This window comes from Lentzea sp. NPDC058436 (genome assembly GCF_042721515.1).
In the GTDB taxonomy this organism is placed as follows: Bacteria; Actinomycetota; Actinomycetes; order Mycobacteriales; family Pseudonocardiaceae; genus Lentzea.
Map to the genome: position 1 here is coordinate 627879 of NZ_JBHXLF010000001.1, position 26811 is coordinate 654689.

Sequence of the window (26811 nt, forward strand, 5' to 3'; positions counted from 1 at the left end):
TGACGGGGGGAGACCTGATGAACGAGGGCGCGATCGCCGTGATCGGCATGGCGGTCCGGGTGCCGGGAGCGCGTGACCTGGCGGGCTTCTGGCGCAACCTGCGTGACGGCGTGGAGTCGATCACCAGGTTCACCGGTGAGGAGTTGATGGGGGAGGGGGTGCCGGCGGAGGAGGTCGCGCACCCGGAGTACGTGCCCGCGCTGGGCGCGCTCGACGACCTGAAGGGCTTCGACGCGCGGCTGTTCGGGTTCGCGCCGAGGGAGGCGCAGCTGCTGGACCCGCAGCACCGGCTGTTCCTGGAGTGCGCGTGGGAGGCCCTGGAACACGCGGGCTGTCCGAGCGGGACGACGGGCGTCTACGGCGGCGTCGGGGCGAACACGTACTTCCTGAACAACCTGTTGCCGCACCAGGACCTCGTCGCGAGGGTCGGCGCGTTCCAGACGTCGCTGGGCAACGACAAGGACTTCGTGCCCACGCGCGTGTCCTACCTGCTGAACCTGCGCGGTCCGAGCGTGAGCGTGCAGACCGGGTGCTCGACCTCGCTGGTGGCCGTGCACCTGGCCGCCCAGGCGTTGCTGAACGGCGAGTGCGACGTGGCGCTCGCGGGCGGCGCGACGGTGCTGCCGTGGCGGCGGGGCTACCGGTTCGAGCCGGGCGGCGTGCTGTCCCCCGACGGGCACTGCCGCGCGTTCGACGAACGTGCCGCCGGAACCGTCCCCGCCAGCGGTGCCGGTGTCGTCGTGCTCAAGCGCCTCGACTCGGCCCTCGCCGACGGCGACCGCATCCACGCCGTGCTGCGGGGTTCGGCGATCAACAACGACGGCGCGCGCAAGGTCGGCTTCACCGCGCCGAGCGTCGACGGTCAGGCCGACGTGATCACCGAGGCGCTCGGCATCGCCGAGGTCGACCCGTCGACCGTGTCCTATGTGGAGGCACACGGCACGGGTACACCGCTGGGCGACCCGATCGAGGTCGCCGCGCTCAGAGCCGCGTTCGGCACCGCCGGATGCGCCCTCGGTTCGGTGAAGACGAACGTGGGGCACCTCGACACCGCGGCCGGTGTGGTCGGCATGATCAAGACGGTGCTCGCGCTGCGGGCCCGCGCACTGCCGCCGTCACTGCACTTCACCCGGCCGAACCCGAGGCTCGGCCTCGACGACGGGCTCTTCCACGTCAACGCGGCGCTCACGCCGTGGCACGGCGACGTGCTCCGCGCGGGCGTCAGCTCGTTCGGCATCGGCGGCACCAACGCTCACGTGGTCCTCGAACAGGCACCTGCTCGGGCCGGGACCACGACCGGAAGGCGGCGCGCGCACGTGCTGCCGCTCTCCGCCGCGACCCCCACCGCCCTGGACGCCGCCGGAAAGGCGCTCGCGGAACACCTGCGCGGCAACGAGGAGCGGCTCGACGAGGTCGCGTACACGTTGCAGCGCGGGCGGTTCACCCTGCCGCACCGGACGTTCGCGCTGGGCGGCACCACAGTCGAGGCGGCGGCCGCACTGGACGGGCTCACACCGGTGACCCACGAGACCTCGACCGACCGTGACGTCGTGTTCGCCTTCCCCGGCCACGGTTCGCAGCGCGCCGGCATGGGCCAGGCGCTCTACGAACGCGAACCGGTGTTCCGCGCGGCGGTCGACCACGCGGCGGACCTGCTCGTCCCGCGGCTCGGCGCGGACATCCGCACGATGCTCTTCACCGAGCCGGACCCGGCCCGGATCAACGACATCCGGTACGCCCAGCCCTGCCTGTTCGTGATCGAGCACGCGCTGGCCAGGCTGTGGATGTCGCTCGGCGTGCGCCCGGCGGCCATGGTCGGGCACAGCCTCGGCGAGTTCGTCGCGGCCTGCCTGTCCGGGGTGATGACGCTGGAGGACGCGCTGGAGTTTGTCGTGGCGCGCGGCGAGCTCATGCACGCCTCACCCGAGGGTGCGATGGTCGCGGTGCCGTTGCCGGAGAACGAGATCACGCCGTTGCTGGGCCCGGACCTCGCCATCGCGGCGATCAACGCCCCGCACCTGTGCATGGTGTCCGGTCCGCCCGCCGCGGTGGCGGAGCTGGAAGAACTCCTTGCGGCACAGGAAGTCGAGACCAAGCGGATCGTCGCCGAGCACCCCTACCACTCGCCGCTGATGGACGACGCCGCCAAGGCGTTCGAGGAACTGGTCGCGCGGGTGCGGCTGGCACCCCCGCGGATCCCGTTCGCGTCCGGCGTGACCGGTCGCTGGATCACCGACGAGGAGGCCACCAGCCCGCGCTACTGGGCACGGCACATGCGGTCCACCGTGCGGTTCGCCGACAGCCTGCGCACGGTGAGCAGGCCGGACGCGGTCGTGCTGGAAGTCGGTCCGTGCGCGGTGCTGACCGGCCTCGCTAGCGGTGCCTCAGTCGCGTCGATGCCATCGGCAGGCAAGAAGGGCGATGCCGAGACGGACCTGCTGACCGCCGCCGGCGAACTGTGGTGTCGGGGTGTGAGCATCGACTGGGAGGCTCTGCACGGCGAGACGCCGCCACTGCGCACGGAGCTGCCCACCTACCCGTTCGAGCGCGTGGAGTGCTGGATCGACCCGCCGAGCGGTACCGCACCGGTGAGCACGTCAGGGCTGTCCGTGCTGGGGTTCCGCCGCGTCGGCCCCGCGATACCGGGTGATGCGGGACCCGTTCTCGTGGTCAGGACGACGGACCTCGCGACGGACCGACCGTTCGCCGACCAGCTGATCGCACGGGAGGACGACCGGACCAGGATCGTCGCCGTCGTCTCCGGCGCGCTGGACGTCACGGGCGAGGAGCAGCTCGAACCGGCGCTGGCGGACCTCGTCGCGTGGGCGCGGGAACGGCCGGACCGGCGCAAGCTGGTGGACGTGGCCGGCACGCCCGACCTGAGGGCGGAGATCGCCGACCGGTCGGAACCCGTGGTCGCCCTGCACGGCAGGCATCGGTTCGTGCCCTCGCTCGAACCGTTGCGCGAGAACCCCGGCAGGCACGACGGCGAGCACTACCTGGTCACCGGTGACGAGAGGCTCGCCGCCGCGTTCGAACGGGCGCTGACCGAGGCCGGTGCCACCGTCTCGCCGCACGGCCCGACCGCGCTGATCGTGCTCGACGGCGACACCGGTCACCTCGTCCAACCGCCATTGGCACGCGCCGTGGAGGTGCACGTCGTCGGTGCGGGTGCCCGCATCGAGGCCGAGGTCGCGCTGATCGCGCGCGTGTCGGACGTGCCGTGGACGACCTACCGGTGGCCCGACGCCACCGCCATCGGGCGGAGGGCCGCGTCGGCCGTCGGCACGGCACCCGGCACCTGCCACGTCCTCGTCGACTGGCGTGACGACGAGGAGCCCGCAGCCGAAACCGCGCCGGACCACGCGGACGAGACCGAACGCGTGGTGGCGGGGATCTTCGCCGACCTGCTCGGCGTGACCGACGTCGGGCCGGCCGCGAGCTTCTTCGAGCTGGGCGGGCATTCGCTGCTCGCCGCGCGGTTCGTCGCCGAGGTGCGCAAGGCCTGCGGTGTCGCGCTGTCGCTGCGGACGTTCCTCGACGACCCGACGGTCAGGGGCCTCGCGGCGGCCGTGCGCGGTGCCGGTGGTGACGTGCCGTTGCCGGTGGTGGTCCCGGACCTGGCCGGCGCGGGCGAGCCGTTCCCGATGACGGAGTTGCAGCAGGCGTACTGGATCGGCCGGACCGGCGTGTTCGAGCTGGGCGGCGTCGGCATGCACGGCTACGAGGAGTTCCACCTCCCCGACCTGGACGTCCCGCGGTTGCAGCAGGCGTTCCGCAAGCTCGTCCGCAGGCACGGAATGCTCCGCGTGATCGTGCTGCCGCAGGGCGAACAGCAGATCCTCGGCGACGTCCCGGACTACGTGATCGACACGCAGGACGCGCGCGGGTTGCCGGAGCACGAGGCTCTCGCCGCGGTGGAGCGCACGCGTGCCGCCATGTCCCACCAGGTCTTCGACCCGTCGAGGTGGCCGCTGTTCGACCTGCGCGCCACGACCACCGACAGCGGGACCCGGCTGCACTTCAGCATCGACGGCCTGATCACCGACGCGTGGGCGTTCCGGATCATCATGCGGGAGCTGCGGTACCTGTACGACAACCCGGCCGCGGAACTGCCGGCGCTCGCACTGTCGTTCCGCGACTACATGCTGGCCGAACGGGCGCTGGAGGAGACCGACGCCTACCGGCGCGCGGCGAAGTACTGGCTCGACCGGGTGCCCGACCTGGCGCTCGCCCCGGACCTGCCGCTGGCGTGCGACCCGCGTTCCATTGCGGTGCAACGGTTCTCCAGGGTGGCCGGAGTCCTGCCCGCACCCGAGTGGGCCAGGATCAGGGCCAGGGCGGGGGACAGGGGCATCACCCCGGCGGCACTGCTGGCCACCGTCTACGGCGAGGTGCTGGCCACCTGGTCGAAGAACCGGCGCTTCACGCTCAACCTGCCGATGGCCAACCGGCTTCCGTTGCACCCCGAGGTGGACGCGATCGTCGGTGACTTCACGTCGGTCACGCTGCTGGAGGTCGACGCGGACAGCCGCGTTCCGTTCGAGGCACGTGCCCGCGCCGTGCGGGACCAGCTGCTGACCGACATCGACCACCGCGTGTTCAGCGGCGTGAAGGTGTTGCGGGAGATGAAGAAGGCCCGCGGCGACTCGACGGCCGTCATGCCGGTGATCTTCACGAGCCTCCTGCTCGACGACGGCGACTACAACCAGTTCGGCGAGACGGTCCACAGCATCTCGCAGACCCCGCAGGTCTGGCTGGACACGCAGGTCTACGAGACCGGCGGCGCGCTCAACCTCGACATGGACTCCGTCGACGGGCTGTTCCCGGACGGGATGGTCGCCGCGATGCACGCCGCCGCGATGCGGTTGCTGCACTGGCTCGCGGACGAGACCTCCTGGGACAGCGCGGTTCCGTCGCTGGTGCCAGCCGAGGACCTGGCGTCGCGCGAGACCTACAACCAGACCGCCGGCCCGCTGCCGTCAGGTCTGCTGCACGAGCCGTTCTTCGCCATCGCCGCTCGCGCACCCGAACGGCCCGCGGTGATCACGCCGGGCCGCACCCTGACCTACGGCGAACTGGACGCGCGTGCCCGCGGCATCGCGGCCAGGCTGGACGTGCGGCCGAACGAGCTGGTCGCGGTGGTCATGGAGAAGGGCTGGGAGCAGTGCGCCGCCGTGCTCGGCGTCCTCGCCGCCGGGGGCGCGTACCTGCCGATCGACCCGGACCTGCCCGACGAGCGCGTCCGGTTCCTGCTCGACCACGGCGAGGTCCGGTCGGTGCTCACCCAGGCCCGGTGCGACAGGCCGTTCGGCTCGCGCACCGTGCTCGTGGTGGACGCGCTGCCGGCCGAGGCGGGCGAGATCGCTCCGATCGCCACCACACCGGACGACCTCGCGTACGTGATCTTCACGTCCGGCTCGACCGGTCTGCCCAAGGGCGTGATGATCAGCCACCGGGGCGCGCTCAACACCGTCGACGACGTCAACGAGCGGTTCGGCGTCGGCGGGGACGACCGCGTGCTCGCGCTGTCCTCGCTGAGCTTCGACCTGTCCGTCTACGACGTCTTCGGCCCGCTCGCGGTGGGAGGCGCGGTCGTCGTCCCCGACCCCGCCGCGCACCGCGACCCGGCGGCCTGGCTCGACCTCATGACGTCGGCCCGCGTCACGGTCTGGAACTCCGTGCCCGCGTTGATGGAGCTGCTCGTCGAGCACCTCGACGCCCCCTCGGACACGGCACTGCGGCTGGTCATGATGAGCGGCGACTGGATCCCGGTCACCCTGCCCGGCCGCATCCGCGAGCTGCTCGGCGTCCCCGACGTGATCAGCCTCGGCGGCGCGACCGAGGCGTCGATCTGGTCGATCCTGCACCCGATCGGCGAGGTGCCCCCGGACTGGACGAGCGTCCCGTACGGCCGTCCGATGCGGAACCAGACCTTCCACGTCCTCGACGACGCGCTGCGCCCGCGTCCGACGTGGGTACCGGGCCAGCTCTACATCGGCGGCGTCGGTCTCGCCGACGGCTACCTGCGCGACGAGGCCAAGACCGCCGCGAGCTTCCTCGTCCACCCGGACACCGGCGAACGCCTCTACCGCACCGGGGACCTCGGGCGGTTCCTGCCCGGCGGGGAGATCGAGTTCCTCGGCCGTGAGGACTTCCAGGTGAAGGTCCAGGGCCACCGGATCGAGCTGGGCGAGATCGAGGCGGCGTTGCTGCAACATCCCGGCGTGCGCGCCGCGGTCGTCGTGGTGCAGGGAGAACAACGCGGTGCCAAGCGGCTGGTCGCGTTCGTCCTGCCCCAGCACGAGATGCCCGACCTCACCTCGTACCTGGGCACGAAACTGCCGCGGTACATGGTGCCGAACGTGTTCCTGGAGATCGCGGAACTGCCGCTCACCGCGAACGGCAAGGTGAACCGCCGCGCGCTGGTGGTGCCCGACGACCCGGCCACCGGCACGTCGCACCACGAGGCGCCGCGCACCCCGGTCGAGGAGGCCGTGGCCGAGGTCTGGAGGAGCATGCTGGACGTCGAGCGCGTCGGCGTGCACGACGACTTCTTCCTGCTCGGCGGTGACTCCCTGATGGCCATGCGCGCGGTCGTGCACCTGCGCAGGGCACTCGGTGTCGAGGTGCCGATCCAGTCGTTGTTCGACCACCCGAGGCTGGAGGACGCGGCGTTCGCGATCGAGGAGCGGATGCTCGCCGAGATCGAGGACATGACCGACGAGGAGGCGGAGTCGTTGCTGGAAGCACGGGGGTGACGAGGGCCGGCGGGCTGTACCGCCGCCGGCCTTCCGGCTGTCCTGCCTGCCGTACGCGGGCGATGTCGAGGTGTGTCCGCCGCAGACCTCGGGGTCTACCGTGACCGGATGCGTGCGCCCAGGAGACGATCGATCGTGGTGGCGAAGCTGGAGGCCGACCGCGGTGGGAGCGCGCAGGCGGCCATCCTCGCCGAGCTGCGCCGGTGCCTGCTGGACGGCGTCCCGCCCGGCAGCGCCATCCCGCTCGACGAGGTGGCGGCGGTGTTCGGGGTGAGCCGGATCCCGGTGCGGGAGGCGCTCAAGACGCTGATCGGCGAAGGTCTCGTCGAGCACCGGCCGAACTTCGGCTACACCGTCGCCAAGCTGACGCCGGAGGAGCTGCACGAGCTGTACGTGGTGCGGGGCGTGCTCGAAGCCGCCGCGCTGGGGGCTGCGGTCTCACGCGCGCGGCCGGAGCACGACGACCAGGCCCGCGACGCGCACGCCGCGCTGGCCGGGGCACTGGCGGCCGGTGACGTGCGGGCGTACCACCGGGAGAGCCGCCGGTTCCACCTCGCCTTGGTCCGGCCGAGCGGGATGAACCGGCTGCTGGACATGTTCGAGTCCGCCTGGAACCTCACTGAACCGTTGCAGCCCATGGCACACGTGCGCGACGCGGAGCGGGTGGCGTTGCACGCCGACCACGAGGGCATGCTCGCGGCGTTCGTGGCACGGGACGCGGCGGCGCTGGTGGAGGCCGCCAGGACGCACCACGACCGGCTGCGCTCGTCGCTGGCGGCCGTGCCGAGGGACACCGGCCTGTTCGCGGACGGGGAAGATATACGTTTCCCGTAGCAACCGGGAAACAACTCCTTCCTACGGTGGCGTCACCCCACCAGGCAGGAGTGCGGCGATGACAGCGACAGCGACGAACGCGGAAAGCAAGCTCGCCTACGACCCGAGGCTGACCAACGCCGATCTGGCACCGTTGGAGAAGCAGACCTGGGGTTCCTACAACATCTTCGCGTTCTGGATGTCGGACGTGCACAGCGTCGGCGGGTACGTCACCGCGGGCAGCCTCTTCCTGCTGGGCCTGAGCGGCTGGCAGGTGCTGGTGGCGCTGCTGGCGGGCATCGGCATCGTGTACTTCTTCTGCAACCTCGTCGCGAAGCCGAGCCAGCAGACCGGCGTGCCGTACCCGGTGATCTGCCGCAGCGTCTTCGGCGTGCTCGGGGCGAACGTGCCGGCGGTGATCCGCGGGCTGATCGCGGTGGCCTGGTACGGCATCCAGACCTACCTCGCGTCGGCGGCGCTGGACGTGGTGCTGCTCAAGCTGTTCCCGTCGTTGCTGCCGTACGCGGACGTGCAGCAGCACGGGTTCCTGGGACTGTCGGCGCTGGGCTGGGCGTCGTTCACCGCGCTGTGGTTCTTGCAGGCGGCCGTGTTCTGGACGGGCATGGAGACGATCAGGCGGTTCATCGACTTCTGCGGTCCCGCCGTGTACGTGGTGATGTTCCTGCTCGCCGGCTACCTGATCGCCCGCGCCGGCTGGGGCGCGATCGACTTCAACCTCGGCGACGTGAAGCACACCGGCTGGGCGTCGCTGCCGGTGATGTTCGGGGCCATCGCACTGGTCGTGTCGTACTTCTCCGGCCCGATGCTGAACTTCGGCGACTTCTCCCGCTACGGCAAGTCGTTCGCGGCGGTCAAGCGCGGCAACCTGCTCGGCCTGCCGGTCAACTTCCTCGTGTTCGCCGTGCTGGTCGTCGTCACCGCCTCGCTGACGGTGCCGGTGTTCGGCGAGCTGCTCACCGATCCCGTCGCGACGGTCGCGCGGATCGACAGCACGTTCGCGATCGTGCTGGGAGCCTTGACGTTCAGCATCGCCACGATCGGCATCAACATCGTCGCGAACTTCATCTCGCCCGCGTTCGACTTCTCCAACGTCAACCCGCAGCGGATCAGCTGGCGCGCGGGCGGCATGATCGCGGCCGTGGGTTCGGTGCTGATCACGCCGTGGAACCTCTACCACAACCCGGCCGTCATCCACTACACGCTGGAGACGCTGGGCGCGTTCATCGGGCCGTTGTTCGGGGTTCTGATCGCCGGCCACTACGTGGTGGCGCGGCAGCAGGTCGACGTCGACGACCTGTTCACCATGTCGCCCACCGGGAAGTACTGGTACCGCAAGGGGTACAACCCCAAGGCGATCATCGCGACCGTCGCGTCCTCGCTCATCGCGATGGTGCCGGTCCTGGTGCCCGCACTCGCGGGAGTCGCCCCGTACAGCTGGTTCGTCGGCATGGCGCTCGGCTTCGTCCTGTTCTCCCTGCTGTCGCGGGGAGACCGGTGAAGATCCAGGTCGTCAACCCGAACACCAGCGCGGCCATGACCGAGGCGATCGGCCGCGCGGCCGCCGCGATCGCCGGACCCGACGTCGAGGTGCTGGCCACCTGCCCGTCGATGGGACCGGCGTCGATCGAGAGCCACTACGACGAGGCGCTCAGCGTGCCGGGGCTGCTCGCCGAGATCGCGGCCACCCCGGCGGACGGTCACGTGATCGCCTGCTTCGGCGACCCCGGCCTGGAGGCCGCCCGCGAGCTCGCGGACGGCCCCGTGGTCGGCATCGCCGAGGCGGCCATGCGCACCGCGGCGTTCCTCGGCAGGGGTTTCAGCGTCGTCACCACGCTCGACCGCACCCGCGGCCGGGCGTGGGACCTCGCCCACCGGTACGGCGTGGCGGGGTTCTGCCGCGGCGTGTGGGCCTGCGACGTGCCGGTGCTGGAGGTGGAGACCGCGGTCGAGGCCGTGGTCGCCGCGTGCCGGACGGCGGTGGCGGCGGACCGCTCGGACGTGGTCGTGCTCGGGTGCGCCGGCATGACCGCACAGCGCGCCGAGATCGAGCACCGGGTCGGCGTCCCCGTCGTGGACGGCGTCCAGGCGGCGGTGCTGCAGGTGGAGTCGTTGGTGCGCATGGGTTTGCGGACGAGCGCGGCGGGAGAGTTCGCCGCGCCGCCACCGAAGCCCTACTCCGGCCTGCTCGAACAGTTCACGACGGCCTGAGCACGCGGTACCGCAGGTGGTCGACGGCGGGGGAGCGCGGCGTCTCGACGCGCTCCAGCCGGATCGCGGAACCGAGCGCGGCGAACAGCGGCGTGCCCCCGCCGAGCAGCAGCGGCACCACGTGCACGTAGATCTCGTCGACCAGTCCGAGCGGCAGCGCCTGCTGCATCACCGTGGCGCCGTGCAGGCCGACCCACCTGTCCCCAGCGGCTTCCCGGGCCTGCACGATCGCCCGCGCGACGCCGTCGGTGACGAACGTGTAGCCGGGATGGTCCTCGGCGGGCGCGGTGTGGGTGACCACGAAACTCCGCACGCCGGGAAGCGGGCCGCCGGGACCCCACTCGTGCACGGTCTTGTCGAACGACGTGCGGCCCATCACCACCGCGCCGCAGTGCGCGATCGCGTCCTCCAGGTACTGACGGTCCGCGTCGATCGGATCCTTGAACATCCAGTCGTGCAGGCTTGCCGCGCCGTCGCCGAACGGGTTCTCGCGCCCGGCGTTCGGCCCGGTGACGTAGCCGTCGAGCGAGATCGACATGTCGCAGATGACCAGTCCCATGATCCGCGTCCCTTCGGGGTTCCTCGTGCTCTCACCCCTGCGTCGAACGAGCCCGGCCCGTTTCGACGCCGACCGCCTAAGCTGGCGATCATGACCAAGCACCGGTGGACCGCAGACGACCTCCCCGACCTGACCGGTCGCACCGTCGTGGTGACCGGTGCGGCCAGCGGCGTGGGCCGCGGCACGGCGACGGCCTTCGCGGCGGCAGGAGCGCGCACGGTGCTCGCCGTGCGCAACGTGGCCGCCGGTGAACGGGCGGCGGCCGCCATGTCCGGCACCACCGAGGTCCGCGAACTGGACCTGGCGAACCTGGCGTCGGTGCGCGCGTTCGCCGACGGCTGGGAGGGCCCGATCGACGTCCTGGTGAACAACGCCGGCGTGGCGATGACGCCGCACGGTCACACGGCGGACGGGTTCGAGCTGCAGTTCGGCACCAACCACCTCGGCCACTTCGCGCTGACCAACCTGCTGCTGCCCTCGATCACCGACCGCGTCGTGACCGTGGCCTCGGGCGCGCACAAGGCGGGCAGGCTGGATCTCGACGACCTCGACTTCACCCGCACCGGCTACACTGCGGTGAGGGGCTACGGCCGGTCCAAGCTGGCGAACCTGCTGTTCACCCTGGAACTCGAACGGCGCTGCCGCGAGGCCGGGTCGCCCGTGCGCGCGCTGTCCTCGCATCCCGGCTACACGGCGAGCAACCTGGGCACCCCCGGCCGCAACCGCCAGCTGGTCAAGCTCGTGCACCTCGCTGGGCGATACCTGGCGCAGACCGAGGCGCAGGGCGCGGCGCCGTCGTTGTACGCGGCGACCCAGGACCTGCCGGGCGCCAGCTACGTCGGCCCCGACGGACGGTTCGAGCTGCACGGCGGCCCCGCCCTGGTCGGACGGTCGGCGGCGGCCAGCGATCCCGTGCTGGCGCGGCGGCTGTGGGAGGCGTCGGAGCGGTTGACCGGCGTGAGCTTCCCGCTGACGGCGACGCCCTGAGTTCGTCGGCTGTGCAAGGCGTGGTCGACCGAAGGCGTTGCGGCGGCTACATGTCTTCTGCGCCCTGACGGCTCAAGGCCCCGAGATGGTGCCGCGCCACGGGCCCTCCAGCGGCATCTCGGACGGGTCGGTCCAGGCAGGGGACGCACTGTGAGCGTCGTCCCGCAGGTCGCCGCTGTAGCGGCGGTACTGGTTCACCTGATGGTGCGGATGTGGCGGGCGTCCGGCAGGAGGTCTCACCGGCTGTGGTTGACGTGCGGGGTGATCCCAGTGCTGCGAGCGCGGCGGACCGGGCACGAACTGGTCGGGCGCACGCTGAGGGCCGGCGTGGCGTGGTTCGGGGAGCCGTGCGGCGTTGTGGTGGCCGGCGGCGGGCCGGTCGGGCTCCTGTTGCCGCGGAGGTCTGGACGGGGGTCTGAGATAGCGGCGCAGTTGCTGGGTCGGCTTCTCGACCAGGCGCCACGAGAACAGACCGAACAGGTAGGACGTCGGCACCGCCACGGCCATCAGCAGCCACGGGTCGTTCACTCCGGCCAGCACGTACAACTGCTGCACCGGCATGCCCCAGATGTACATGCCGTAGCTGCCGTAGACCCACTCGTCGTACCCGGCGAGCCGGCGCGGCCAGTGGTGCGCCCAGGTGACCGCGCCGTAGCCCGCGGCCAGCGGCAGCACGAAGCGCGCGGCGGGTTCCAGCGGCGGCGTGAAGTTGGTGAGCAGGTACAGCGCGCACAGGCCGTAGGCGATTGACGGGCGGAACCTGATGCGGTCCCGGTAGGCGAAGAAGATCATGCCCAGCACGAAGGGCACCATGTAGGCGACCAGCGGAGCCAGCGGCAGGCTGAGCAGACCGCCGAAGTTCCCGTTGTGCCCGACGCGGGCCTGCCCGAAGCCGTCCAGCACGACGAACACCGCCAGCACCGGGAACAGCGTCGCGCGGCCCTTGCTCAGCGCGCCGACGAGGCCGGCGGCCAGCACGATCAGGTAGCCGGTGGTCTCCATCGGCAACGTCCAGATGGAACCGTTGACCGACCAGGGGTACGGGTTGTCGGCGAACACGCCGGGAAGCTTGTGCTGCAACGTGTACAGGCCCGCGTTGTTGATGACGTAGCCCCAGGTCTCGTAGCTGCGCCAGTACTCGCTCTGGCTCAGCACCGTCACGAGCGGGCCGATCACGAACGCGCTGATCATCACGACCACGAGCAGCGGAGGCCAGATCCTCAGCGCTCGCTTGAGCAGGTAGCGCCACCACGAGGCGTCGCGGTACCAGCTGTCGGTGATCTGGTAGCCGCTCATGGCGAAGAAGGCCATGAGCGCGAAGTAGCCCGGCGAGAGGTTCCAGCTCTCCGGGAACATGCCGATCTCGGCCGGGTGGAGCAGCGGGAAGCTGTGCTCGATGACGACCAGTGCCGCCCCGATCAGACGCAGCCAGGCGAAACCCGTCTCGATCTTCGCAAAGCGCTTCCCCTCGCCGTGCGGGCCTTCTGCCCGCGTCGACCCCTCGCCCACGGAAACCTGCCCGACCCGTGTCATAGGCCTAGCAGACTATCGCGAACGCCAAACGGTTCAGCTCCGGTTCGGCCTTTCGTTTGAACCGACTGTTGTGTCAAGGCCGGGGATGGCCATGCCGGGCGGCGTCACTGGTACGAGACCATCGACGGTTTCGGTTCGTGCGCCATGGTCTGCTCCGGCGTGAGCATCGGCTTGTCCTCGTCGTAGAAGTTCTTCCAGCCCAGCGGCAGCCCATCCGGCCGAGCCCCCACGACGGAGTCCCACGTGGACACCTTCTGGCCCGTCGTGCCCTGCCCGTCCATGTGGATCAGCAGCTGCACCTCGTCGTGGCCGGTGTCGAGCGACTGCTCGTCGCGGATCATCGACAGCTGGAACTGGTGCACCACGAGCAGCTTCTGCGGCAGGGACCTCGCGGCGGTCAGGTCCGCGAGCCACGCCGTGACCTCGTTGATCTCCGACGCGTCGACACCGCCGATCTGGTGCAGCGGAACCTGATCCGGTCCGAGCTTCCACTCCGGGTCGACGGCGAGTCCGACGTGGGGTTTCGCGAGGAGTGACTCGTACCGCTTCGCCTGGTCCAGCAGGCGGGCCCTGCCCGGTTGCAGGTCCAGGATCACGTAGAGGCCTTCCTGCTCGGCCTTGTCCACCCACGGGCGCAACGTCTCGGCGTCGGCCTCGCCCGAGTAGTCGCCGTCGGGGCCGGGGGAGCCCTGGGCGACGGTGGCGATGATCTCCAGGGCCGGCACGACGGGGACGTCGCTGAGCGGGTCGTAGCCGGCGGCCAGCTCCTTGACGCGGGTCGTGGTGCTGTCGAGGTCCTGTTCGCCGAGTGCGCCGAGCGCGGGGCCGTCCGGGTGGCCGTAGAGGCAGACCAGCAGCCTGCCGGGGAAGAGGACCTGGCCGCCGCCGGGCAGTTCGCCGCGCACCTCGGTGTCGACGCGCCTGCGCAGGCGGTCGGCGGGGCCGAAGTCCTCGCCCAGTGCCACGAGCGGGGAGGGCTCCGCGCGCAACGCGTCGAGCGCGGCCCGGTCGTTCCTCGGGTCGGTGCCGTGCACCGTGACGACCCGCGCGCCGGCCGCCCGCGCCGTGGCGAGGGCCGCGGTGTCGTCACGACCGGTGTCGGCGAGCACCGTCACGCCCGCGGGGTGGGCGGGCTCCACGTTCGGCAGTTCGGTGGGCAGTTGCGCATCTGCCGGCGCATCGATCCCCACCACCCTTGCCGGTCCTGCCCACGCCTCGACCTCACGCCGCGCGTCGGCGCTGACGGCGAGCACCGCCTGAGGTGACAGCCGCTCCACCTCGTCGCGCACGGCCGCGATGCCCTGCTCCGGCGCGTGCGAGGCCGGGATCTGGAGCACAGGCACCCCCAGTCGCTCCGCCAGCCCGCCCGCATCGGCGCGGTCCGCCTCCGCGGTCACCACCACGACGGGAGCGCTGCGGAAGAGAGCGGAGCTCATGGCGATCGCCGATTCCGCACCGGGCCGGGCGTTCAGCACAGTGGTCTTCTCGGACGGGGCGGTCACGTCGGCCGCCGCCCCGTGGGAGTTGGGACCGGCGGTGCACCCGCTCACCAGAACGGACACCACCACGGCGAGGTACCACCGCTTCGTCGTCACCATCCGACCACGCACCCTCGCGCACGGGAAACGGGGCTCCGTCTCAGTGGCCGGGGGATATCCGGTGGGGAGCCGGATCCTCGCCGGCCGCACCGCGATCACCCGAAAGAGGCTACGCGGAGTGCCAGGTCACGGCATCGGCCGCGTCCGTCCGCGTGGTGCGGAAACTGTTCACCGGGTGTGTCGTGTCGGGGTAGCCGAACGACACCCCGACGACCACCCGCCGCGTGTCCGGGAGCCCGAAGTGGTCGCGCAGGAAGCCCGAGTACCCCGCGAGCGCCGCCTGTGGCGCCGTGGCGACACCGAGGCTCTGCGCGGCGAGCAGGAACGAGCCGAGGTAGAGGCCGCAGTCGACGGCGCCGTAGACGCCGAGGTCGGCCTCGGTGGTGATGATCGCGACGTGCGGCGCGTCGAACAGCTCGAAGTTGCGCAGCATCTGCCGTGCGGCGCCCTGGTGGTCGCCGCGTTCGATGCCGACGCTGGTGTAGAGCTGCTTGCCGCACTCCCGGCGGCGCTCCTGGTAGACGCCCGCGTACCGGGTGGGGAACGGGAAGTCCGGCTCTCCGGGGTTGTCCCGCAGGTGCGCCAGCAACCGGGTCCGCAGCCGCTCGGTGCCCTCGCCTTCGGTGACGATGACCTGCCACGGCTGGGTGTTGCACCAGGACGGCGTGCGCTGGGCAAGGGCGAGCACCTGCTCGATGGTGTCCCTCGGCACCGGCTCCGGCAGGAACTGGCGGCAGGTCCACCTCTCGGCGAACAGGCCGCGCAGTGCCTCGTGCGGTTCTCGGGACGTGTCGGCCACCGTGCTCACTGGACCTCCAGGGCAGTCTCTTTTCGAGACTGAAGTTAGCACGGCGCAGTCTCGAAAAGAGACTGTCTTGGGTAGGGTCGTGGTCATGCGGTACGAGGAGCTCGCGGATCTGCCCTGCTCGATCACCCGCCCGCTGGTGCTGCTGGGGGACCGGTGGACGTTGCTGATCCTCAAGGAGGCGTTCGCGGGCGTGCGGAGGTTCAACGCGTTCCAGGGCAACCTGGGCATCCCGCGCAGCCGCCTGCAGGACCGGCTCGCCCGGCTGGTCGAGCACGGCATCCTGGTGCGGCAGGAGGCCGAGCACGGGGAGTACCGGCTGAGCCGCAAGGGGCACGACCTCTACCCGATCCTGATGGCCGTCAAGGACTGGGGCGACACCTACATGGCACCGGACGGCCCACCGGTGCACTACCGCCACCGCGAGTGCAGCGGCGAGGCACGGGTCACGCTGGCGTGCGACTGCTGCGGAGAAACCATGACCGCGCACGACGTCCTGCCCGAAGCCGGCCCCGGCCTCGTCGCGCACGTCGACCGGAGGTAGTCACACGGACCGGCGAACTTGCGCGGCTTCGCGGGTGTCCTGCGTTCTCGGCCGGTGAACGCACTCGTACCGTCCGAGACGTGAGCGGTGACGACCGGGACGTCGAAGAGACTCCGGACCTGGGGATCGAGATGCTGCCCGTCGCGATGGCGGGCCTGCGTGCCGAACTGGGCGAGGCCCGCGGCCTGGCGCGAGAGCTGGCCGGGCTGACGCCGGAGCAGGCTGACGGTTCGTGGTGCCGCCAGCTGGAGGACGAGTACCGCGACGTCGGTGCCGGACACGCGGCGATGGTGCGGCAACTCGAGCGGTGGCGGCTTGATCACCCGGACGCTCCGGGACTGGACGAGCTCACCGGGCTGGTCGCCGACGTGGAACCCGTCCGCCGGGAACTGTTCGACCAGCTGGAGCGGCTGCGTTGCGAACGGAGCCCGCCTCCTGTCAGGCCGGCGGGAAGATGAGCGGACTCGCCCGCACCGACACCGTCGAGATTCGCACTCTTCACTCAAAAGTAGAAGGCGTCCCCGCGATTTCGGCATTCGTCCTGATCTGCAGACAACAATGCGCTAAACCTCAAAAACCAGACCTCACCCGAAGGTGTGGTTTGGTGCTGCCGCGTCACGCTTTCGCCTGGTAGGCGATTTGGTGCGTTCTGCTCGTTTGGATACGTTCCTGTCGGTTCTGCGAGCGGCACTTCGCCGACGCGTTCCATTCTGAAAGATTCGAATCAAGGAGATTTTTGTGCTGAAGAAGGCTGGGGCGGCCGTCGCCATCGCGGGCGCTTTCCTCGGGTTCGGTTCCACGGCGATGGCCGACGTTCCGGAGCTCGACCTCTCCCACCAGGTGGGCGGCGCCAACCTGAACGACTCCGAGGTCCTCAGCGACGTCAACGCCTGCTTCATCGACGTCAACGTCATCGCGGTGCCCGCCCTGTCCGGCAACGACAGCGGCCTGTGCGCCAACCCCGACGACAAGTGACGTGAGACGGCGCCCGCCGCGGTGGCGCGTCGTGCTCGTCCGGGGGAGCGGAGCTTCTGGCAGGGTGTCGGCTCCGCTCCTCCGCGTCGTCAGGCGCTCGACGGAGTGGCCGGTGCCGGGCCCGGTTCCTGGAACAGGTCCGCCCAGGCCGACCGGTCGAGGTCACCCGGCCGGTGCCGGGCGTCCGACTCGTGCGTCTCGGGATGGCTGAAGAGGTCGTTCGCCGAGCGTGAGGTCATGGGACTCTTTCTGTTGACTGACTAGGAAGATCGCTCTCGGAGCCTGGTTCTCAGGCAGCGTTGCGCAGGGGAGCTCCTGCGTCGTGCAAGTGGCGCAGCACCTCGGCGTAGGAGCGGCGCAGCGTCGTCTTGCTGTACGGGATTCCGTTGCGCGAGCAGAAGTTCTCGACGACGGGTTGCGCGCGGCGCAGGTTCGGGCGGGGCATGTGCGGGTAGAGGTGGTGCTCGATCTGGTGGTTCAGGCCGCCGAGCAGCGCGTCCACCCAGCGGCCGCCGGTGACGTTGCGCGACGTCAGCACCTGCTTGTGGAGGTGGTCGAGGCGCTGGTCGCCGGTGATGATCGGCATTCCCTTGTGGTTGGGCGCGAACGAGCAACCGAGGTAGACCCCCATCAGCCCCTGGTGAACGGCGATGAACACGACCGCCTTCGCGGGTGACAGCACGATGAACGCGGCCGCCAGGTAGGTGGCCAGCGGGAGCACCTGGAGTGCGGCCTCGCGCCACGGGTTGCGCAGTTCGTTGCGGCACAGGGCGACCATGCCGGAGATCCGGAGCACGGCCGCCTCGGCGAGCAGCAGCGGGAAGAACAGGAACGCCTGCCGCTTGGTGATCCAGGCGTTCAGGCCCCGCTTGTGCACGGCCTGCGCGCGGCTGAACGCGAGGGCGTGGATCTCGATGTCCGGGTCGTGGTCCTCGTGGTTGGGGTTGGCGTGGTGGCGGTTGTGCTTCGCGACCCACCACTGGTAGCTGATCCCGGTGAGGCTCCCGTGCAGGTGCCCGACCACGTCGTTCGTGCGGTGGCTCCGGAAGATCTGCCGATGTCCCGCGTCGTGCCCGATGAACGCCAGCTGCGTCGACGCCATCGCCAGGGCGACCGCCGTGACCACCTGCCACCACGAGTCGCCCAGCACGATGAACGCCACCGCGATCGCACCGAGCATCAGCGCGTTCACCGTCATCCGCACCAGGTAATAGCCACGCCGCCGGTTCAGCAGTCCTGCTGCCTTGAGCTCCCTGGTCAGCCGGGCGAAGTCGCTGCCCCGCGGGCTGTCGGCCTGTTCGGTGAGGGCGTCGGGTGCTGCGGACATGCGTGTGCTCCGGACAATGGGAGAGCTCTCGGGGGATGTTCCCCGGGAGGACGTGCGGTTCTTGCCGTGTACCCGGCCGCGGCGCGCTCAACCCCGTCGGGGCTTGCTGTGCCGTTGATACCCCCACCGTACGCTCAACGAAATATTCCAGGGCGTTTCGGTGGACGGGGACTCCAGGCGTGTAGTGTCGGTTCCGCCGGTAACTTTCCGCACGTGGGCGGTCAAGCTCATGTCGTGCCCGGCGAACCAGAATCGGTCGTTCCGGCCGGAGACGGGAGTTCCGGCATGACGTCGGCTCCGCACCTCTCGCACGCCGCGCACCGCCAGAAACCGCTCCGGGTCAGGAGATCCACTGTGGACCTCGCCGTTCGGCGACGCGAGGGACCCCACGGCGCGGAGCGCGTTCGTTGACCTCGCACCGCAACCACGGCCGCGAGGCACAGCCGGCGCGGGCACCCCGAATGCTCCGCGTCGGCTGTGCGTTCACCTACCGCTCGGCGGTGCCCACACCGGCCATGTTCCTGGTGCGCCCCGACCGGCGCGGCGACGTGCTGGTGAGCGACGAGCGCCTGTTCGTGGAACCCGAGACCGCAGTGCGCCACTACTTCGACCTGCACGGCAACTGGTTCGCCCGCCTGACGCTGCCGACCGGACTGTCCACTGTGCACTACAGCGCGAGGGCGGTCGTGCCCGATCGCGTCGACGAGGCCGACGAGGACGCGCAGGAGACGGCGCCGGGCGATCTGCCCAGCGAGGTGCTGGTGTACACGTTGCCGAGCCGCTACTGCCTGTCCGACGTGCTCGGGGACGAGGCCTGGTCGAGGTTCGGCGCGGTGACGCCCGGCTGGCACCGGGTGCGGGAGATCTGCCGGCACGTCCACGAGTCATTGAGCTTCGGCTACGGCGCCTCCACCTCGTTGTCCACCGCCGCGGACGTCAACGCCGCGGGCGTCGGTGTCTGCCGCGACTTCGCGCACCTGGCGATCTCCTTCTGCCGCGCGCTCAACATCCCCGCCCGCTACGTCTTCGGCTACCTGCCGGAGATCGACGTGCCGCACGACGGCGCGCCGATGGACTTCGCGGCGTGGATGGAGGTCTGGCTCGGCGACCGGTGGTGGACGTTCGACCCGCGCAACAACGTGCCCCGCAAGGGACGCGTGGTGATCGGACGCGGCCGTGACGCCGCCGACGTCGCCATGGTCACCACGTTCGGCGGTCCGGTCCTGGAGTCGATGGTCGTGCACGCCGAGGAAGACCTCGTGCTCGTGCAGCGGTGATCTTGACCGTCACCGTTCGCCGTCCAGCAACAGAGTGAGTGCCACAGCGGCCAGTTGCACCGCGCCGACGATCTCGTCGGGTGTCAGCGCGTCTCCGGTGTCGCGGTGGATCTCGAAGGAACCGATCGGCTCGGCGCCGAGCGCCAGGGGAAACGCGAACACCCCCTCGACCCCGGTCGTGATCGCCGCGGCCGAGAAGAGCGGCCAGCGCACCGAGATCGCGTGATCTACGAGGTTCGGCACGAACACGGGCCAGTTCTGCCGGGCCGCCTCGAACGCCGGTCCCTCGCCGAGCGCGGACTGCAGCTCCGCGATCTCCTCGCCGCAGAACCCGGCACTCGCGAACGGCTGGATCGGCCCTCCGGCGGCCCGCAGGTAGATCGCCGTCCCCACCGCGTTCGTCCCCACCCCGCAAGCGATGCAGACGTGCCGGACCGCGGCCTGCAGCCGGCCGCGGTCGGTGGCGATGTCGAGCGGTGAGGCGGCCGTGATCTCAAGCATGGCGGGCAGCACTCCAGACCGGTTCGGTGAAGTGGTGCCGCCGGCGACCGGGGCGGCGTGGCAGGAACTCGCCCGGCTGAGGCGGGCGCCTGGTCGACCTTACCGCTGTGCGCGCCCGAGATCCGCCGCCGTTCGGGCAAAGCCTTCGAACCGCGGACCTCGCCAGGTCACTCCACTGTGGACTGAGCGCGTCAGTGGTTGTACATGGTCTCCAACGCCGCACGGCGGGTGGTGACGTCGACGGGATCGTCGCCGAAGACGATCAGGTGCAGTGTGGTCAGCTTGACCGGGTGGTCGGTGCGGCGGGTGTCGTGGCCACCGGTGACGAGGAGCCCGCCGCGCCGCAGGGCGGGCCGCAGCGCGGCCAGCAGTGCTGCGATGGGTGCGGTGGTGGTGAGTTTCGTCGACTCCGACGGGCGGTCGAGGGCGTCGTGGCGGACGGTGTGCAGTGCTAGCAGCGGCACGGAGCCGCTGGTGATGCGGAAGTTCAGGTCGAGCATGACGAGTCTGCCGTCGTGCGTCTGGGCGCAGTCGAGGCTGCACATGCCGCGGTAGCCCACGTCTGCGGCGCGCTGGGCGATCGCCAGGCATTCGGTGAGCAGGTCGGCGGGGAGGGGCACGACGAGCCCGAAGCGGCCGCCGGCGTAGACGCCGTCCGCGTCGACGCGCTGGTCGGTGACGGCGAGCAGGCGGGCCTGCCCGTCGGCGGCGACGTAGAGCTGGACGCCCCAGTTGCGGTGGATGCTCAGGTACTCCTCGACGACGACCTCGGTGAGGACGTCGGTGAACGCGGGCAGGGTCACCAGGTCCCCTGCCCGGTGCAGGTAGACGTCGAGGCTGGCGCCGTGAGCGGCGTTGGTGGCAGCCTTGAGGACCCAGGACTTCTCGGAGGGGGTGGCGTCGGCGAGTTCGCCGGTGGCGACGACCTGGCGGCGGGCCTGGAAGCGCGGATCGACGAAGGTGCTGATGCTGGCCTTGTTGTTGAGGTAGCCGACGAGTTCGGCGCTCTTCACGGAACGTTCGTCCGGTCCGGCCGGCTGCGGGTACTCCATGGACAGGCGCAGGCCTTCGCTGAGGGCTTCGCCGACGCGGAGGAAGAACTCGGCTTCGGTGCGGAACTCGCGCGCGTCGGTGCCCACGGGCAGGCCGCCGTCGCGGAGGGTCGCGATCAGGTTGGGCTCGGTGCCGCCCGCACTGCTGATGACGGGCGTGCCGGCGGCGACGGCGAGGGGGCGGGCGGACAGGACGTCGCGGGTGTTGCGGTGCCTGCTCGACGGCACCGCCGGTTCCTGGGCCGGCCGCGCGCAGACGGCGACGTCGGGGCCGTAGATGTCGGTGAGGGTGCGAGGAGCGGCCGTGGCCGGCGTGAGTGCCGAAGCGGTGATGGGAGATCTCCCTCGTGGGGATGGTTCTGGAGCCCGGTGGGGGCGTGGAGTCGAGAGAACTTTCCGCGAGCGGGGAAACGCGCCTGGACGAGGCGGCGTCCGCTCGGGGATGAAGACGCGCCTTCCGAGATGGCGCGGGCGTTCACTGTCTCACGTTTCGCGGCGCACTGGGGCGAAGAACTGTCCCGCGTGGACGGGGGGCAAGCGTTACTCCGCGAGTCCGTCCCGCACCCGTGCCCGGTAGCGCAGCGGCGACTCCCCGGCCTCCCGCTTGAACGCGGTGCTGAACGCGCTGTCCGACGAGTAACCCAGCTCGGCCGCCAGGTCCCCGACGCGGACGTCCCCGTCCCGCAGAGCGCGCCGGGCCAGTTGCATCCGCCAGCGGTGGAGGTAGGTCAACGGCGGTGTGCCCGCCACGGCGCGGAAGCGTTCGGCGAGCGAGGTCCTCGACATCGCCGCCGCGGACGCGAGTTCTTCGAGACCCCACTGCCTTGCGGGGTTCGTGTGCATGAGGCGGAGCGCCGGGCGCAACCGGTCGTCGGCCAGCAGCCGCAGCCATCCGGGAGGCAGATCGGCCTGGCCCACGTAGGCGCGCAGCACCTCCAGCAGCAGGAGCTGGCAGTGCTGGCGGATCGCGAACTCCGAGCCGATCCGGTCCGCGGCGATCTCGTCGAACAGGCGGTGCAGGGTGCCGCGCAGGGTGGTGCCCGAGGTGGCCGACGCCCGGACGTGGGCGAGCGGGGGAAGTGCCTGCAGCAGCAGGGCGTCGCCGGCCGGGTTGAGGTCGACGTGACCGCCGATGAGAACGTCGTCGGTGCCGAAGTCGGCGCCGGCGAGACCGGTGGAGGGGAAGTCGTCCTCGGGCGAGATCTCACGGCGTGGTCCGTCGCCGCCTCCTTCGAGGCACAGCCACGACCGGTTGGTCAGCACGGCGACGTCGCCCGCTTCGAGTTCGGTCGTCCCGGCGACGCCGTCGGTCGTGAGCCGGGCCCGTCCGGATACCAGTGCGAAGAACTTCAGCGGCGCCGCGATGGTCCCGCGCGACACCCAGGGGCCCCGCGCCGCGAACCCGCCCGACAACAGACCGCGGACCTCGACGAGGTCGAACACCTCGGAAAGCTGATCGCCACCCATGGCCGTACTCTCGCGCAAAAAATACGGACTTTCAACTATTCAGAGTACGGATGACGCTGCCTAGCGTGGAGACGTGACTCAGAAACAACACCCCATCGGATCCGGATTCACCGCCGCCTCGACCGCCGCCGACGTGCTCCGGGGGATCGACCTGGCGGGCAGGCACGTCATCGTCACCGGCGGCCACGTGGGGCTCGGCCTGGTGACCACCCGCGCGCTGACGGACGCCGGCGCGTCCGTGACCGTCGGCTCGCGGGACCCGGACCGCGCCGCCGCCGCGCTGGCCGGCGTCGACCGCGTGGAGATCAGCCGCCTGGACCTGCTCGACCCGGCCTCGGTCGACGCCTTCGCCGTCGGTTACCTGCGCTCCGGTCGTCCGCTCGACGTGCTGCTCAACAACGCCGGCATCATGGGCGGCCCGCTGGTCCGCGACGGACGCGGCTACGAGTCGCAGTTCGCGACCAACCACCTGGGCCACTTCCAGCTCACGACGGCGCTGCTGCCCGCGTTGCGGGCCGCCGGTGCCGCCCGAGTCGTCAACCTGACCTCCGGCGGCCACCGGCTCTCCGACATCCGCTGGGACGACCCGCACTTCACCACCGGATACGAGCCCATGCTCGGCTACGGCCAGTCCAAGACAGCCAACGTCCTGTTCGCCGTCGAACTGGACCGGCGGTGGGCCGCGGACGGAATCCGCGGCTACGCCGTGCACCCCGGCGTCATCGTCGGCACCGAACTGGGCCCGTCGCGGCCGGAGGACGGAGTCGCGGTCACGCCCGAGCAGATCCGTGCGATGGGGCTCGTCGACGACTCGGGCCGCCCGGTCATCGACCCGGCCCGCGGCATGAAGACACCGGAGCAGGGGGCCGCCACCAGCGTGTTCGCGGCGACCAGCCCGCTGCTCGCCGACATCGGCGGTGTCTACCTGAAGGACAACGACGTCTCGCCGCTGGACACCCCGAGGCCCATCGACTTCGGCGCGGAGCAGGACATCCCGGCCGACGTCGTGCCGCACGCCGTTGATCCCGAGTCGGCACGACGGCTATGGGAGCTGAGCGAGCAGCTGATCAAGGCCTGAACAGGCCCGAGGTCCAATTTCTAGACACCGTGCTCCGTTATTGTGTAGATTACGGGACACAGTGACTAGAAAGGGAACGTGATGCGCGTCTTCGTGACAGGAGCGACCGGCTGGATCGGCTCGGCCGTGGTCGACGAGCTGCTGGGCAGCGGGCACGAGGTGCTCGGACTCGCCCGGTCGGACCGCTCGGCCGCGGTGCTCGAAGCCAAGAACGCCTTGGCGCACAGGGGAGACCTGGACGACCTCGACTCGCTGCGCCGGGGCGCGGCCGCCGCCGACGGGGTCGTGCACCTGGCCAACAAGCACGACTGGGGCGACCCGCAGGAGTGCGACCGCGCCGAGCGCGCGGCGGTCGAGGCGATGCTGGACGCCCTGGAGGGGACGGCGAAGCCGTTCGTCATCGCCAACGGCCTGTCCGGCATCGTCGAGGACGGACTGGTCCTGGAGAGCGACGCCTCGCCCGCGGTGGGCCCGGAGTCCGACCGGGGTGGTTCGGAGAACCTCGCGCTCGGCGCCGTCAGCCGCGGCATCAGGTCGGTCGCGGTGCGGTTCGCCCCCACGGTGCACGGCAGGGGCGACTGGGGGTTCGTGAACTTCCTGACTCAGGCGGCGAGGGAACGCGGTGTGTCCGGGTACGTCGGCGACGGCAGCGTCGCCTGGTCCGCCGTGCACGTCGGTGACGCCGCCGAACTGATCCGGCTCGGGCTGGAGCGCGCCCCCGCCGGCACCCGCATGCACGCGGTGGCCGAGGAGTCCGTCCCCACCAAGGTGATCGCCGAGGCGATCGGCGCCTCCCTGGGCCTGCCGGTCGTCTCGATCGACCCGGCGGACGTGTCGGAGCACTTCGGTTTCGTCGGGGACTTCTTCGCGCTGAGGATGACCGCGTCCAGCGACGCCACCCGCGAGTTGTTGTCGTGGAAGCCGAACGGTCCCGGTCTGGTCGAGGACATCGCCTCCGGCGCTTACCTCGCAGGCTGAGCGGAACAGACCATGACCATCTCATCAGCGTTCGAGACCACGCGCACCTCCTACCCGCCGAAGCTGCGCACTCTCACGGTCGTGCGCATCGAGGCGCTCTCAGCCACCATGCGACGGGTTGTGCTGACCGGCGAGGAGCTCGAAGCCGAGTTCCCCATCGCGCCGCTGAGCACCGCTACGCACGTGAAAGTCGTGGTGCCGCAGGAGGACAGCGGCGAGGTCGTGCTGCCGACCCTCGGCGAACACGGCCTGTCCGCACCCGACGGCGTGGAACTCGCGATCCGCGACTACACGGTCCGCGCCTTCGACCCCGTCGAACGGTCGCTCACCCTCGACTTCGTGCTGCACGACCACGGTCCCGCCGGGCGGTGGGCGATCACCGCGAAACCGGGCGACAGGCTCGGCGTGCTGGGCCCGCGCGGTTACCGGGTCTATCCGGCGTGCTCCCACTACCTGCTCGGCGCCGACGAGACGGCCCTGCCCGCGTTGGAGCGCTGGCTGGAGGAAGTACCGCGGGAGGCACGCGTCGACGTCGTCGTGCTGGCACCCGCCGCGGGACGGCGCGAGCTTCCCCACCACCCCCGACTGCGTCTGCAGTGGATCGAGGGGAGCGCGGAAGACCTGGTCGCCGCACTGGTGAGCAGGTCTTCCGCCGGCACCTTCCTGTGGGCGGCGGGGGAGTCCGGGATCGTCGCCCCGCTGCGCCGTCACCTGCAGGACGCCGGTGCCGACCGGACGGCCTTCGACGTGTCCGGGTACTGGCGGCTCGGCCGGGCCGGAAGCGGTGACCGGGACAAGAAGGCGGAGGGCGCGTCGTGACCGGCGTGCTCAGCGAACCGCACACCGTCACGCGCAGACGCGAGAATCTCGTGCTGGCCGCCGTGAGCGTCTGCACGGTGCTGGTCGTCGGCTTCGTCGCCGCCATCAACCTCGCCGTGCCGATGCTGGCGGCGAGCGCGCTGCACCCGGACTCGTCGCAGCTGCTGTGGATCGTGGACGCCTACGTGGTCGTGTTCGCCTGCCTGGTGATTCCCGGCGGCGCGTTCGGGGATCGCTTCGGGCGCAAGGGAACCCTGCTGACCGGCCTGGTGGTCTTCGCGCTCGGCGCGGTCGTGTCGGCGTTGTCCACCGGCCTGCCGGTCATGCTCTCCGGACGTGTCCTCTCCGGACTCGGTGCCGCGCTGGTGCTGCCCAACTGCGTCGGTGTCCTCGTGCACGCGACGAGGCCCGAACGCCGGCGTGGCGCGCTCGCACTCTGGGGCGCCATCAGCGGGATCGGCGGCGTTCTCGGGAACACCGGTGGTGCGGCGCTGCTCAGCACCGGCCGCTGGCAGACGCTCTTCTGGGGCGTCGTGCCGTTCGCGCTGGTCTGCGTCGCCGCGATCGCCGCCCTCGCCGGAACCAGTCCGCGCACCTTCCGGCGCCTCGATCCGGCGGGAACGCTGCTGCTGGTCGCCACGTCCGTGGTGCTGCTCGTCGGCATCATCGAAGCACCGGAGGTCGGCTGGGACAGCGCGCTGGTGCTCGGCGCCTTCGTGCTCGCCGGGGTGCTGGCCGTGGTCTGGGTGCTGGTCGAGCTGCGGGTCGAGCACCCGGTGCTGGATCCACGCCTGTTCCGCGGACGGCTGCTCGCCGGCGCGAGCCTGGGCATGCTCGTGACCTGGTTCGGCAGCTTCGGCCTGTTCTACCTCAACGCATCGCTCCTGCAGTACGGCAGGGGATTCCCCGTTCTCCTGGCGGGACTCGCCACCCTGCCGCTCGCCGGGCCGATCCTGCTCGGCACGCGGTTCCTCCCTCGCCTGGTCACCCGCGTGGGCGTTCCGCTGATCCTCGGCGGGGGCTTTCTCGCGATCTGCACGGGACTTGTGGGACTGTCGTTCGCGACCAGGCAGTCGTTCGGCTTCTACGCCTTCTGGCTGGTGGTCGTGGGCATCGGGTTCGCCCTGGCGCTGCCCACGCTCACGTCCGAGCTGACCGCAGGGCTGCCGCCCGAACAGGCCGGAGTCGCGGGAGGTCTGCAGTCGGCGACCCGCGAACTGGGCAGCGCGCTCGGGATCGCGGTGGTCGGCACCATCGCCGTGGTGAGCTTCTCCGCTCACCTTCCCCTTGCGCTGCAATCACTTGATCCGCTGCCACGCACCGTGGCGTCCGCGCTGAGCGCTGCGCCGTGGGAGCACAACGGGATCATCGACGCCTTCGTCACGGGCGGGAGCACCGCCCTGCGGATCGGTGCGGGGATCACCCTCGTCACGGGCGCGATCGTCGTGGCGCTCATCTCCAGGCCGGGGAACCTCGCCCGCAGGGCGTCCAGCTCGGCCTCCTGAACA

The 26811-nt window shown here is 70.8% G+C and carries 22 protein-coding genes; 13 read left to right on the forward strand and 9 right to left on the reverse strand.

Going from position 1 to position 26811, the window contains the following annotated elements:
* The first annotated feature begins 17 nt into the window (after positions 1-17).
* The 4 genes from ACFWN2_RS02630 (at position 18) to ACFWN2_RS02645 (ending at position 9803) form a co-directional block, all read left to right on the forward strand.
* Positions 18-6761 carry an amino acid adenylation domain-containing protein gene (locus tag ACFWN2_RS02630; RefSeq protein WP_382424440.1) on the forward strand — a complete coding sequence of 2248 codons (6744 nt, stop codon included), beginning with the start codon at positions 18-20 and terminating at the stop codon, positions 6759-6761.
* A 108-nt stretch (positions 6762-6869) separates the two neighbouring features.
* The gene (locus tag ACFWN2_RS02635) at positions 6870-7595 is read left to right on the forward strand and encodes a GntR family transcriptional regulator (protein WP_382424442.1); all 726 of its coding nucleotides are present in this window, start codon (positions 6870-6872) and stop codon (positions 7593-7595) included.
* A gap of 58 nt (positions 7596-7653) precedes the next feature.
* A complete protein-coding gene (locus tag ACFWN2_RS02640) occupies positions 7654-9093 on the forward strand; it encodes an NCS1 family nucleobase:cation symporter-1 (protein WP_382424444.1) in 1440 nt (479 codons plus the stop codon).
* Complete coding sequence (locus tag ACFWN2_RS02645; protein WP_382424446.1) at positions 9090-9803, forward strand: aspartate/glutamate racemase family protein; 714 nt, start codon at positions 9090-9092, stop codon at positions 9801-9803. Before ACFWN2_RS02640 ends, ACFWN2_RS02645 begins: the two co-directional genes overlap by 4 nt.
* On the opposite strand, the gene ACFWN2_RS02650 is transcribed toward ACFWN2_RS02645, so the two are convergent.
* On the reverse strand, positions 9790-10362 hold the full coding sequence (locus ACFWN2_RS02650; RefSeq protein WP_382424447.1) for a dihydrofolate reductase family protein: 573 nt from the start codon (positions 10360-10362) through the stop codon (positions 9790-9792). The genes ACFWN2_RS02645 and ACFWN2_RS02650 overlap by 14 nt on opposite strands.
* 90 nt (positions 10363-10452) lie before the next feature.
* Here ACFWN2_RS02650 and ACFWN2_RS02655 point away from each other — a divergent pair, with 90 nt between their 5' ends.
* The gene (locus ACFWN2_RS02655) at positions 10453-11349 is read left to right on the forward strand and encodes an oxidoreductase (protein WP_382424448.1); all 897 of its coding nucleotides are present in this window, start codon (positions 10453-10455) and stop codon (positions 11347-11349) included.
* Between the two features lie 72 nt (positions 11350-11421).
* Here ACFWN2_RS02655 and ACFWN2_RS02660 read toward each other — a convergent pair whose 3' ends face one another.
* The 3 genes from ACFWN2_RS02660 to ACFWN2_RS02670 form a co-directional block, all read right to left on the reverse strand.
* The gene (locus tag ACFWN2_RS02660) at positions 11422-12882 is read right to left on the reverse strand and encodes an acyltransferase family protein (RefSeq protein WP_382424449.1); all 1461 of its coding nucleotides are present in this window, start codon (positions 12880-12882) and stop codon (positions 11422-11424) included.
* Between the two features lie 104 nt (positions 12883-12986).
* On the reverse strand, positions 12987-14480 hold the full coding sequence (locus ACFWN2_RS02665; protein WP_382424451.1) for a hypothetical protein: 1494 nt from the start codon (positions 14478-14480) through the stop codon (positions 12987-12989).
* Positions 14481-14589: 109 nt separating this feature from the next.
* Positions 14590-15288, reverse strand: coding sequence for a nitroreductase (locus tag ACFWN2_RS02670; RefSeq protein ID WP_382424453.1), 699 nt, complete (start codon positions 15286-15288; stop codon positions 14590-14592).
* 85 nt (positions 15289-15373) lie between these two features.
* Between ACFWN2_RS02670 and ACFWN2_RS02675 the strand changes: the two genes are divergently transcribed.
* The 3 genes from ACFWN2_RS02675 (at position 15374) to ACFWN2_RS02685 (ending at position 16804) form a co-directional block, all read left to right on the forward strand.
* Positions 15374-15829 (forward strand): winged helix-turn-helix transcriptional regulator, encoded by a 456-nt coding sequence (locus tag ACFWN2_RS02675; protein WP_382424455.1) that lies wholly within the window; start codon positions 15374-15376, stop codon positions 15827-15829.
* 80 nt (positions 15830-15909) lie between these two features.
* On the forward strand, positions 15910-16287 hold the full coding sequence (locus ACFWN2_RS02680) for a hypothetical protein (RefSeq protein ID WP_382424457.1): 378 nt from the start codon (positions 15910-15912) through the stop codon (positions 16285-16287).
* Between the two features lie 280 nt (positions 16288-16567).
* Entirely contained in the window at positions 16568-16804 is a 237-nt protein-coding gene (locus ACFWN2_RS02685; protein WP_382424459.1) for a hypothetical protein, read from the forward strand.
* Between the two features lie 89 nt (positions 16805-16893).
* On the opposite strand, the gene ACFWN2_RS02690 is transcribed toward ACFWN2_RS02685, so the two are convergent.
* Positions 16894-17043: a hypothetical protein gene (locus tag ACFWN2_RS02690; RefSeq protein ID WP_382424460.1), complete on the reverse strand. Its 150-nt coding sequence runs from the start codon at positions 17041-17043 to the stop codon at positions 16894-16896.
* Positions 17044-17093: 50 nt separating this feature from the next.
* Complete coding sequence (locus ACFWN2_RS02695; protein ID WP_382424462.1) at positions 17094-18131, reverse strand: fatty acid desaturase family protein; 1038 nt, start codon at positions 18129-18131, stop codon at positions 17094-17096.
* A 407-nt stretch (positions 18132-18538) separates the two neighbouring features.
* On the opposite strand from ACFWN2_RS02695, the gene ACFWN2_RS02700 reads away from it, so the two are divergent.
* Positions 18539-19408: a transglutaminase family protein gene (locus ACFWN2_RS02700; protein WP_382424463.1), complete on the forward strand. Its 870-nt coding sequence runs from the start codon at positions 18539-18541 to the stop codon at positions 19406-19408.
* Between the two features lie 9 nt (positions 19409-19417).
* Here the strand turns inward: ACFWN2_RS02700 and ACFWN2_RS02705 are convergent, their stop codons facing one another.
* The 3 genes from ACFWN2_RS02705 to ACFWN2_RS02715 form a co-directional block, all read right to left on the reverse strand.
* Positions 19418-19909 (reverse strand): GAF domain-containing protein, encoded by a 492-nt coding sequence (locus ACFWN2_RS02705; RefSeq protein WP_382424465.1) that lies wholly within the window; start codon positions 19907-19909, stop codon positions 19418-19420.
* A gap of 191 nt (positions 19910-20100) precedes the next feature.
* Entirely contained in the window at positions 20101-21189 is a 1089-nt protein-coding gene (locus ACFWN2_RS02710; RefSeq protein WP_382424467.1) for a hypothetical protein, read from the reverse strand.
* A 312-nt stretch (positions 21190-21501) separates the two neighbouring features.
* Positions 21502-22428: an AraC family transcriptional regulator gene (locus tag ACFWN2_RS02715; RefSeq protein ID WP_382424469.1), complete on the reverse strand. Its 927-nt coding sequence runs from the start codon at positions 22426-22428 to the stop codon at positions 21502-21504.
* 73 nt (positions 22429-22501) lie between these two features.
* On the opposite strand from ACFWN2_RS02715, the gene ACFWN2_RS02720 reads away from it, so the two are divergent.
* From ACFWN2_RS02720 to ACFWN2_RS02735, 4 genes are all read left to right on the forward strand, one after another.
* Positions 22502-23506 (forward strand): SDR family NAD(P)-dependent oxidoreductase, encoded by a 1005-nt coding sequence (locus tag ACFWN2_RS02720; RefSeq protein WP_382424471.1) that lies wholly within the window; start codon positions 22502-22504, stop codon positions 23504-23506.
* 81 nt (positions 23507-23587) lie between these two features.
* The gene (locus tag ACFWN2_RS02725) at positions 23588-24484 is read left to right on the forward strand and encodes an SDR family oxidoreductase (RefSeq protein ID WP_382424473.1); all 897 of its coding nucleotides are present in this window, start codon (positions 23588-23590) and stop codon (positions 24482-24484) included.
* Positions 24485-24496: 12 nt separating this feature from the next.
* The gene (locus tag ACFWN2_RS02730) at positions 24497-25303 is read left to right on the forward strand and encodes a siderophore-interacting protein (protein ID WP_382424475.1); all 807 of its coding nucleotides are present in this window, start codon (positions 24497-24499) and stop codon (positions 25301-25303) included.
* Entirely contained in the window at positions 25300-26808 is a 1509-nt protein-coding gene (locus tag ACFWN2_RS02735) for an MFS transporter (RefSeq protein WP_382424477.1), read from the forward strand. Before ACFWN2_RS02730 ends, ACFWN2_RS02735 begins: the two co-directional genes overlap by 4 nt.
* The last annotated feature ends 3 nt before the right edge of the window (positions 26809-26811 follow it).